At 66.4% G+C, this 10,026-nt stretch carries 8 protein-coding genes and 2 pseudogenes; 4 read left to right on the top strand and 6 right to left on the bottom strand.

Going from position 1 to position 10,026, the window contains the following annotated elements; genetic code table 11:
* The first annotated feature begins 634 nt into the window (after positions 1-634).
* Positions 635-1,408: a DNRLRE domain-containing protein gene (locus ABGA98_RS45455; RefSeq protein WP_347624710.1), complete on the top strand. Its 774-nt coding sequence runs from the start codon at positions 635-637 to the stop codon at positions 1,406-1,408.
* A gap of 172 nt (positions 1,409-1,580) precedes the next feature.
* On the opposite strand, the gene ABGA98_RS45450 is transcribed toward ABGA98_RS45455, so the two are convergent.
* Positions 1,581-2,330, bottom strand: a complete 750-nt coding sequence (locus tag ABGA98_RS45450) for a transposase (protein WP_347624709.1) — start codon at positions 2,328-2,330, stop codon at positions 1,581-1,583.
* Positions 2,331-2,341: 11 nt separating this feature from the next.
* Positions 2,342-2,581 (bottom strand): annotated as a pseudogene (locus ABGA98_RS45445) (integrase core domain-containing protein); the annotation flags it as partial.
* A gap of 98 nt (positions 2,582-2,679) precedes the next feature.
* Between ABGA98_RS45445 and ABGA98_RS45440 the strand changes: the two are divergent.
* A pseudogene (locus ABGA98_RS45440) lies at positions 2,680-4,080 on the top strand (IS30 family transposase).
* Here the strand turns inward: ABGA98_RS45440 and ABGA98_RS45435 are convergent.
* From ABGA98_RS45435 to ABGA98_RS45420, 4 genes are all read right to left on the bottom strand, one after another.
* The gene (locus tag ABGA98_RS45435) at positions 4,028-4,663 is read right to left on the bottom strand and encodes an IS3 family transposase (RefSeq protein ID WP_347624711.1); all 636 of its coding nucleotides are present in this window, start codon (positions 4,661-4,663) and stop codon (positions 4,028-4,030) included. The pseudogene ABGA98_RS45440 and the gene ABGA98_RS45435 overlap by 53 nt on opposite strands.
* 17 nt (positions 4,664-4,680) lie before the next feature.
* Positions 4,681-4,974 carry a transposase gene (locus ABGA98_RS45430; protein ID WP_347624708.1) on the bottom strand — a complete coding sequence of 98 codons (294 nt, stop codon included), beginning with the start codon at positions 4,972-4,974 and terminating at the stop codon, positions 4,681-4,683.
* 63 nt (positions 4,975-5,037) lie between these two features.
* Entirely contained in the window at positions 5,038-5,619 is a 582-nt protein-coding gene (locus tag ABGA98_RS45425; RefSeq protein WP_347624707.1) for a transposase, read from the bottom strand.
* A gap of 369 nt (positions 5,620-5,988) precedes the next feature.
* The gene (locus tag ABGA98_RS45420; protein ID WP_347624706.1) at positions 5,989-7,593 is read right to left on the bottom strand and encodes an IS1182 family transposase; all 1,605 of its coding nucleotides are present in this window, start codon (positions 7,591-7,593) and stop codon (positions 5,989-5,991) included.
* Between the two features lie 229 nt (positions 7,594-7,822).
* Here ABGA98_RS45420 and ABGA98_RS45415 point away from each other — a divergent pair, with 229 nt between their 5' ends.
* The gene (locus tag ABGA98_RS45415; RefSeq protein WP_347624705.1) at positions 7,823-9,019 is read left to right on the top strand and encodes an IS4 family transposase; all 1,197 of its coding nucleotides are present in this window, start codon (positions 7,823-7,825) and stop codon (positions 9,017-9,019) included.
* Positions 9,020-9,402: 383 nt separating this feature from the next.
* Entirely contained in the window at positions 9,403-9,789 is a 387-nt protein-coding gene (locus ABGA98_RS45410) for a hypothetical protein (protein WP_347624704.1), read from the top strand.
* The last annotated feature ends 237 nt before the right edge of the window (positions 9,790-10,026 follow it).

The following is a 10,026-nucleotide window of genomic DNA, read 5'->3' as shown; positions in this document are numbered from 1 at the left end:
ACCCCCTCCTGACCAGCAACAACACCCCGCCCTAGTAACACGCCGCGCACGCGCTCCAGCATGCGTTACCGCAGCTCAACACCTAGATTCGTGTGCTTTTCCTCAGACACATCTGCGGAACCCAAGCCACAGGCCCGGTACGGACGAAGAAGAAGGGCTCGTGGGTTCCCATCGACACCACTTTGGTCGACGACGGCGGGATCTGGCGGCCCAGTACGATCGCCCAAGGCGTCGAGGTGAAGATTTCTGCCGGTGGAGATGCCCCGTTCGCGAAGATGAGTGCTGACGGGCACAGCTACGCCCTCCGTTGGCCGACGCCGCTGCCCAAACCGAGGATCCATCGCAATACCGCAACCTATGCCAACGCTGCGGGAACCGGTGCCGACCTGGTGGTGACGGCGTTGCCGACCGGGTTCCGGCATGAAGTGGTGCTGCGTCAGCGGCCCGCTAAGCCGGTGGAACTGCGGATCGGAGTCGAAGACGAGGGCCTGGCCCTATCGGAGGGCAAGGACGGCCGCCTGCTGCTCAAGGGCAAGGACGACAAGCTGATCGCCACGGGGACACGGTCGGTCGTGTCGGACGGCAGCGGCGAAGGACGGCTCCCGCTGGCCAAGCGTGGCAAGGTCGGCACGGTGTGGTCAGCGAGGGCGGTCGTACGGAACTGGTGGTCAAGCCTGACCAGGCGTTCCTGGCCGACGCCGGCACCACGTACCCGGTGCGGGTGGCTGCGGCGGTCGCGCTGCCTGTCAGCGCCGACATGGAGGTCACCACACACGACACGGTCGACTCGCCCGCCTTGCCGGACACCTCGATCATCATGGCCGGCACTATGGCGGGCTACTTTAAGTCCCGGACGCACCTAAAGATCGACACCCCCGGCCTGCAAGGCAGCACGGTGACCAAGGCCACGCTGTCGATGAACACCATCGACAGCCACAACTGCGGCACGGCGCTGGCCCGCGGCATCCAGGTCGCCCGGCTGACCGGTGCCTGGGATCCGGAGAACCTGTACTGGGGCGGCATGCCGGCCTTCACCACGGAGGACGCCTCCACCAACTTCAAGGGTGTCAACGCCCGACTGTGCGGTCTGGCCGGACAGCATGGAGTGGGACGTCACAGGCATCGCCCAGGACTGGGCCGCCGGCGCCGCCAATCATGGGCTGGTGCTCAAGTCGCCCGGCGAGGCGGACGTCGACAACTACCGGGCGTTCACCTCTTCGGAGGACACCGACTTCAACGCGCCGCCGACGCTGACCATCACCACCACCGGGTCGGCGCAGCCGCCGACCGCCACAGAGCTTGCCATGTCACCCGCGCAGAACGTCAACGGTGCCATCGTCACCAGTTCCTTGACTCCACAACTGGCGGCGACCGTCTCCGACATCGGAGAAGCCAGCCTGACGGCTGAGTTCGAGCTCGAGCACGATCCTTCAGCCACCAGCCAGGGAACGGGCCAGATCTGGGCCGGGACCTCGGTCGCCACCGCCTCCGGAGGCCGGGCGACCGTTGTCATTCCGGCGGGCAAGCTGGCGGACGGATGGAGGGCGCGCTGGCGTGACCGGCCACTGACCTGCGGGGTTTCAGACTGCCGGTTCCTGTGGTTGTTCGGGGTCGGGGTGATTTGCCGGGCCGGGGCCGGGTGCGATCAGGGTGACCTGGTAGCCGAGGCGTTCCAGGGTCTTTTGATAGCGGGTGGCCAGATAGTGGGCCTGGCGGGCTTCGCGCCGGTCGTAGAAGTCGCTACCGTCTTCGCGGTAGTCCTCGCCTCGGGCCATGACCACCCAGCAGACGCGTAGCAGCGTGTGAGCAGTGGCGATCGCGGCCTTCTTGGCGTGCTGCTTGCCGAAGCGGCGTACCAGGCGGCGCAGCCGGGCTCCGATCCTGGATCGGGTGCGGGAGGCGCCCCAGGCGGCTTCGACCATGGCGGCCTTGAGGTGTTTGTTGCTCTTACGGGCGGTGGCTCGCCGGCGTTTACCCGCTGACTCCTGGTTGCCGGGGGCCAGCCCGGCCCAGGCGGCCAGCTGTTCGGGGGTGGGGAAGCGGGACATGTCCGCGCCGGTCTCGGCGACGATCACCTCGGCGGTGCGCCGTCCGATCCCGACGATGGTCATCAGCCGGGTGATGACCGGCTCGAAGACGGTGGCGGCTTCGGCGACCAGGCCATCCAGTTCGGCGATCTTGCCGGTGGTGTGGTCGTAGGCGTCCAGATGAAGGCGGCACCTGGCGGCGTGGGTGTCGGTGAAGCGCCCGTCGCAGGCCGCGACCAGGTCCTCGTGCTTGTGCCGCAGGACGCCGCGTGAGGGGCTCCGAATTTTCCGGACTCGACCCAAATGAAATTATATCACGCCGCAGCCAGATTCCCGAACCATTCCTCTAGCACTTCTGAAGGCGGGCGATATCCCAACCCAGAGTGAAGTCTCCGCCGGTTATAGAACCCCTCGATAAATTTGATCACTTCGCGCCGCGCCTCGGCACGCGTGGCGAACGTGCGATGATGCACCAGCTCCGTCTTCAGTTTACCGAAAAACGATTCCGCCATCGCATTGTCGAAACAACTTCCGGTGCGCCCAACGGATTGCCTGATGTCGTACTTGCCGAGTGTCTCACCGAACTCGATCGACGTGTATTGGGCGGATTCAACTGCTCGTCGCAACACTCCGTCGCTGGAGGTGTTGACGAATGGGTCTGGGCAAGAAGCAGCAGGCTGTCCGGTTGTATCGCGGGCAGATCCCCTCGCCGGGACGGCCCAGTGTCGCCTGGCGACAGGACCGCGTCCGGTTCTGGCAAGCGATCGCTCGAGGGTTGACTTCGCAGGACGCGGCGGTGGAGATCGGCGTGTCGCCGGCGGTGGGGACGCGCTGGTTTCGCCAGGCTGGCGGGGTGGGACCATGCCTTGCCCCGACTGTGTCGGGCCGTTATCTGTCGTTCGCGGAGCGGGAAGAGATCGCGCTGTGCCGTGCCCGGAAGGTCGGCGTGCGCGAGATCGCGCGGCGTCTGGGGCGGTCGGCATCGACGATCTCCCGCGAAATCCGGCGCAACGCCTCGACCCGGACCTATGACGTTGAATATCGCGCGACGGTCGCGCAATGGCACGCCGAACGGCGGGCCCGGCGGCCGAAGACCGCCAAACTGGCGGCCAACCAGCAGCTGCGCGAGTACGTGCAGGAGCGGCTGGCCGGACAGGTCCGCCACCCGGACGGCACGCCGGTGGCGGGACCGCAGACGGCGCCGTGGAAGGGACGTAACAAACCCCGGCGTCAGAACCGCCGCTGGACCAGCTCGTGGAGTCCGGAGCAGATCTCCCATCGACTGAAGGTCGATTTTCCCGAGGATGAGTCCATGCGGATCTCACACGAGGCGATCTACCAGGCCCTGTTCATCCAGGGCCGAGGAGCGCTCAAGCGGTAGCTGGTCGCCTGCCTGCGCACCGGGCGGGCGCTGCGGGTGCCGCGGGCACGCGCCCGGCAGAAGGCCGGCGGCCACGTGACCCCCGAGGTGCTGATCAGCGAGCGGCCCGCCGAGGCTGACGACCGCGCGATCCCGGGCCACTGGGAAGGTGACCTCATCATCGGCACCGGCCGATCAGCGATCGGCACCCTGGTCGAGCGCACGACCCGGTTCACCTTGCTGCTGCACCTGCCCCGGATGGAGGGCTACGGCATCCAGGAGCGCGTGAAGAACGGCCCCGCGCTGGGCGGCCGCGGTGCCGAAGCCGTGAGAGACGCCATCACCAAAGAGATCACCGGGTTGCCTGAGCAACTGCGCCGCTCGCTGACGTGGGACCGGGGGACGGAGCTGGCTCAGCATGCTCAGCTGCGTATCGACACCGGCGTGCGGGTCTATTTCGCCGACCCGCACAGCCCCTGGCAGCGTGGCAGCAACGAGAACACGAACGGCCTGCTGCGGCAGTACTTTCCCAAAGGCACCGACCTGTCGCGGTGGGATGCCGCAGAGTTGGCGGCCGTGGCGTTCACGCTCAACACCAGGCCCCGAAAGACCCTCGGGTGGAAGACACCGGCCGAAGCTTTCAGCGAGCATCTAAACTTGCTGATGAGCAGCAGCGTTGCGACGACTGGTTGAACCTAAGTTGACTCCCTCGGTCGGAATGAAAGATCGCCCCGTCGGGCATCTCAATGCGGGCCGCAGCCATATCGATGGCCGCGCACACCAAGCTCGCCGGATATCGCACGTCCAGCGCCCAGCCGATCACGCTCTTGCTGAAGCAGTCGATAACCGTCGCCAGGAAAAGCGCACCCTCACCCGTATCGATCTGCGTGATATCACCGATCATCTTCTGGCCGGGCATGTCTGCGCTGAAGTCGCGTCGCACCAGGTCAGGGACCGGAGCTGCGGTCCTGTCCGCGATCGTCAGCCCACGGCGTCGCTTGACCTGCACCGGGACCAGGCCCATCTGGCGCATGAGCTTGCGAACGAGCTCGTCGTCCACCTCGACGCCAGCACGCCTGAGCTCCGCGTGAACACGGCGGTACCCGTAGGTCCGGCCGGATTCGGCGAACACGAAGTCAATCAAGAGTTTGAGGTCCTCGCGCCGTTGCTCGGTCGCCGACATCGGGCGCTTCTCCCAGTCGTAGTATCCGGATTTCGAAACACCGAGCAGGCGGCACATCAGGATGATCTCGAAGTTGGCCTTCTCAGCGAGAATGAGTTCGTACTTCTCGCTTACGGGAGTTCTTTCGCAAAGAAGGCCGCGGCTTTTTTCAGAAAAGCGTTCTCCTGCTCAAGTTCCTGAACGCGTCGTTCCATCTCCTGGAGCCTGGCGCGGTCGATGGCGGCGCGGGCCTCGTCGGTATTACCAGAGTTCTTCGACTTCTCCGCCTTCACCCAATTGCGAACCGTCTCTGCCACCAGCCCGAAATCGCGGGCAACCTGTGCAGGGGTCTTCCCGTCGTCGATGACGGCCCGGACTACTTCGGCCCGCAACTCAGGTGGATATATTCTCGGCTTCTTCGCCACGTGCTTCCTTCCCGGACTATCTCTGACCCTACTTGGGTCCGAGTCCGGAAGGTTCGGGGCACCTCAGCGGGCCAGGCCTGCCAGCACGTGCGGGTCGCGTTCTCCGGCGATCAGCGCTTCGATCATGTCCCGGCCGGAAATGCACAGCAGTTTGGACGCGACCGAGTCGATTTTGATCCCGGCGTCCTCCAGCACCTTGGCCAGCCGCTGTCCCTCACTCATGCGGGCCTCGATGAGCTTCTTGCGGTAGCGGGTGCGGTGCCGCAGTGCCGCCACGTTCTGAGCGGGGATGAAGCTCGGCCGTAGCAGGCCGAATTGGTGCAGTTCGGCGATCCACTGGCAGTCACGGATGTCGGTTTTGCGACCCGGGACGCTCTTGAGGTGCTCGGCGTTGGCCACGCAGACCTCGATCCGGCCCGTCTGGGCCAGCGCGTGGTAGACGGGCCACCAGTACACGCCGGTCGATTCCATCGCCACGTCGGTGACGCCGAGCTCGACCAGTTCGGCGGCCATTTTCTGCAGCGCCCGCCAGAAGGTGCGGTAGCTCCGGACGAACGGCCGGTGTTCGCCGGGCAGCCGGATGGCCACCCATAAGATCTTCTTGTGCACGTCGATCCCGGCCACCGCCGGGTGGACGACCTCCATTGCGCCTCCGTGCTCTGCCCCCGAGGATGGATGAGGTGCGTCGTCCGCGGAACCCGCGACAACATCGAGATGCTGTGACACGCGCTCGTAGCGGCAATCCGGGGTACCTACCGGGCAGGCTCCAGCGTCAGTCTTTAGAACGGCCTCGCAGGTCCAAGCGAGTACGACGTCAGCGGGCGACGCACCCCAAGTTTCACTTATCCGAGGGCGCCACGAAGTGGCATGGGGTCTTTAGGAGTCCGATGAACTACACATGCTCCGAGCAGGACCTGGCACAGTGGATCAACCCTATCGTGTCGGGCTGGATGAACTATTATGGCCGGTTCTACCCCAATGAGCGACTCTGTCGGTGATCTTGAGTGTCGGAGGTTATGCCGCGCCTTGCCGCCACCAGCGGGGGATGGGGAGTTCGCGGTTGATGAGGTACTGCTGGAAGGCTGTGATGGGGCGTTTTCGCCGGGCGGCGGGCGCGTGGTGGGCGTGGAGCCGCTCGACGTTGACGGCGATCGCGGTGAGGACATGCTGGACGTGGGTCTTGGCCAGGCCGCGGTAGCGGCAGTCGCGGGCACGGTGGGCGTTGACGAATTCGTTGATGGTGCCCTCGACGCCGGATCGGGAGCCGTAGGTGCGTAGCCACGCGGAGTCTTGCTGGTCTTGGCGGTTGCTTGCTTGGAGTTTGTGCAGATCGCGGGGGAGGAAGGTCACCGAGCGGCCCTCTTTGGAGCGGGTGCAGCGAGACCGATCGGCGCACGGGTCACACAGCCTGCGGTCGAACTTCACTACTAGGTAGGGGGCTTGGGCGGGAGGCTCGATCCAGTCTCCGCTGGTCTTGCCGTTGGGGCAGGTGACCTGCCGTCGGTCGTAGTCGATGGTGAAGGCGTCCCGGGAGAAACCGGGTTGGGTGCGGTGCTGCCAGGAGTTGTTGGTGTGCAGCGGGCCGATCAGGGTGATGGTGCGACGGGCGGCCTGGTGCATGCCGACCACGGAGGTGTAGCCGGAGTCGACCAGGTGCTCGGCGGGAAGGAGTTTCCGCTGCTCCAGCCGGTCGTGGACGCCCGAAAGCGCGGTGCTGTCGTTGCGGCTGGCGCAGGTGGTGGCGACGTCGGTGACCAGGTTGATCGTGTCGTCGTCGCAGGTCTCGGTCGTGTGGATCAGGTAGCCGGTCCATCGTTTGTCGCCCCGGCATCCCCAGCGGGCCTCGAGATCGTAGGGGGAGACGATCCGCAGCCGTCTGGGCGGGAACCCGTCGTCATCGGATCGGGGCCGGACGGCGCCTCGACTGTCGGGGACGAAGTTCTGCAGGAAGATCTGGCGCAGGCCCTCCGCGTGCCGGCCGCGGGCCCGTCCGCGGAGCAGGGTCAGCAACGCGAACGCGTCCTGGCCTGCGTCCTTCAACCGGCCGACGGGTCGGGACGGTTGGCTGACCAGGCGGACTGGGCGGCCGTAGCGCTTGGCCCACTGCTCGTCGACCAGCGCGTCCAGCACGCTTGGATCCTCCCGCGCGAGCTCCTCTAACGTCGCCCGGATCGCCTCGGTGATCAACTCCAGGCGGGTGAGGTCGCGGACTGCAGCCAGCACGTTCGTGGAATCGGTGCGCTGCCGGCCCCGTTCCCTGACCAGGCCGGCGGCCTTCATCCGTTCCAGCGCCAGGCCGAGCAGCCGATCGGCGCGGTCGTCTTCGGCGAGTCGGTCCCGAAAGTCGGTCAGGACACTGTGGTGAAAGCCGGGATCGTCCAGATCGAGGTCGAGCGCGTATTTGAAGTCGATCCGGCAGCGCACCGCCTCGGCCGCCTGCCGGTCCGACAGGTTCAGCAGGAACTGCAGCACCGACACCGTGGCCAACTGCGCAGGCGACAGTCCCGGCCGCCCGTCGCGCGGATACCATGCGACGAAGTCCTCGTCGCTCCAGAGCCCGTCGAGATGGTCGCGCACCCACATCGCCGTCGTGCCCCGCGGGTTGCTCGCGCGAGCCACCCGCGCAGTCAGTTCCGGCGTTACCCGACCACGGCAAGGACGAACGGCCACCTGGTCACTCCGAAGGTTCGCGATCTACACCAACCCCCAGATACTGGCGATCAACCCCCTCGGTTCGCAGGACTTCCGGAAGATCACCGACAGAGTCTCTCAATGCCGTTTAGATAGCGATCTTGCTGGTAGCGGTCGTTTGGTGATCTTGTCGGATGACACAGGCAGTTCGGGGCGGTTGACGGATCTGATCGCCGTCGGAGCGCTGACATCGCTGATCCCTCGCCAGGCCCTGGACGCGGCCATCGCCACGCACGGATGCCGGGAGCGTCGCGTTCGCAAACTCCCCGCGCATGTGGTCATCTACCTGCTGATCGCGTTGTGCCTCTACCCGGACGACGACTACGAGGAGGTCGCCGAGAAGCTGACGGGCATGCTGGCCCTGGTGCCGGGGGCGCGCTGGCAGGCGCCGACCCGTGGGGCGATCACCCAAGCCCGCCAGCGCCTGGGAACCGAGCCGGTCAAGGACGTGTTCCAGCAGATCGCCCGGCCTGCGGCAACCGAGTCGACGCTGGGCGCGTGGCTGCACGGCCTGCGGGTGATGGCGATCGACGGGTTCGTTCTGGATCTGCCCGACACCGAGGCCAACGTCGCCGAGTTCGGCCGCGACAGCGCAGGCGGTTATGAGACCGCGTTCCCGCAGGCCCGGGTGGTCGCCATCAGCGAGTGCGCCAGCCACGCCATCGTGGCCGCCGATGTGGCGGGCTGCTGGGCCGGCGAGCAGACTCTCGCCTTCTCCCTGTATCGGCGCTTGACCGCGGAGATGCTGCTCACCGCCGACCGCGGCTTCTACAGCTTCCCCGCCTGGAACGAGGCCCGCCGTGGGGGCGCGCATCTGCTGTGGCGGGTCCAGGCCGGGCTGCGCCCGTACTGGCTGCATGACCTGGCCGACGGGTCCTGGCTCGCCGTCATCACCAAACCCGCCGGCCTGCGCCAGTCACAAAAGGATCGGCTGCGCGAGGCCGCCCGCCAGGGACGAGACCTCAACCCCGAGCACGCGGTGATCGTCCGGGTGGTCGACTACACCGTGCCCGACCGCAAGGGCGAGCACATCCGGCTGATCACCAGCATTCTCGACCCGGCCGAGGCCACGGCCGAAGAGTTGGCCCGTTGCTACCACGATCGCTGGGAGGCCGAAACCGGCATCGATCAGCTCAAGACGCACCTGCGAGGGCCGGGCCGGATCCTCCGCTCCCGCACCCCAGAGTCGGCCTACCAGGAAATCTGGGCCTACCTCTTGACCCACTGGGCGTTATGCACCCTGACCTGCACCGCCGCCACCACCGCCGGGATCGACCCCGACCGGATCAAGTTCCTGGGCACCGTCCGCATCGTGCGCCGCTCGGTCACCGACCGCGCGGCCTTTTCCCCCTGAGCCACCCGACGCCACCTGGAACCGGGCCCTCCATCACGTCGCGCACCGACGGAACACGAACCCACGCCGCCGCCACCGCTCCTACCCACGAGCCGTCAAACGCTCCCGCAAGAGCAGCTACCGCGAGCGACGCCCCTCCGACAAGGGCATCCGGTACGCAGGACCACCGACCGTCACGCTCTTGCCCGCACCATCGGCCACCCAGCGAAAACCATGATCAACTACTATCTAAACGGCATTGGGGTGGTCATGGCTACCTCCTTCGGTGGCGGTGCCAGCCGTCTCACGACGGCGTGCGCTCGCGGGTTCCGCAGCGGTTTCCACTGGGAAACTGTGGGAAACCGTGAGCGTGAGGCACGCCGCCCCTCTCCGGCAAAAGCTGAATGATTCCTATTTCTGCGAGCGTGTATTGCGGTGTTGCCCGCGCAAACAAATCCGCCTGCCACGTAGATCTTGGTATTGTTTTGAAGGCTAAAGCCTTGAATACGTCCGGCACGGATATGCTGACCGGCACGGTGGTCGACCGGCCCGCCGTCGGCGAGCCCGCCCGTGCCGTGCGCGTCGAAGGCTCGCGCACCGTGCATCTCGCCGGCACCAGCGTCGACCGCCACGACGAGGAGCTGCCCGCCCCGGCCTGCCACACTGGCATCGCGGGGTGGGATCCCCGCCGTCTGCGTTCCTCGCAGGCGCCGGTCACCTGCCGGCGGCGCCTGCGGCTTATTCAGCCTCGGCTATTCAGCCGGAATTTCGCCTTGATGATCCATAAGTAAAGAAGGTGCCTCCGACCTGCGATGATCTGACTGTCTAGATCACTCACATCGCGAGAACGGATGCACCTTCCGGGTGAACGGTACGGCATGGGACCACCGCTTGTCTGTATGGGGGGACGGCAAGGGGCTCATCGGGCACGCGGGAGCGGTCCTCCTACGTAAATGCGCTGACCGGACGGGGTTAACCGGAGCACTCGGCGGGGTGTTCGCCCGGCTGGGCGGCTCGCCGGTGTGGGA

The organism is Nonomuraea sp. B1E8 (assembly GCF_039871515.1).
GTDB lineage: Bacteria > Actinomycetota > Actinomycetes > Streptosporangiales > Streptosporangiaceae > Nonomuraea.
This window is presented reverse-complemented; position numbering and strand designations above follow the sequence as displayed.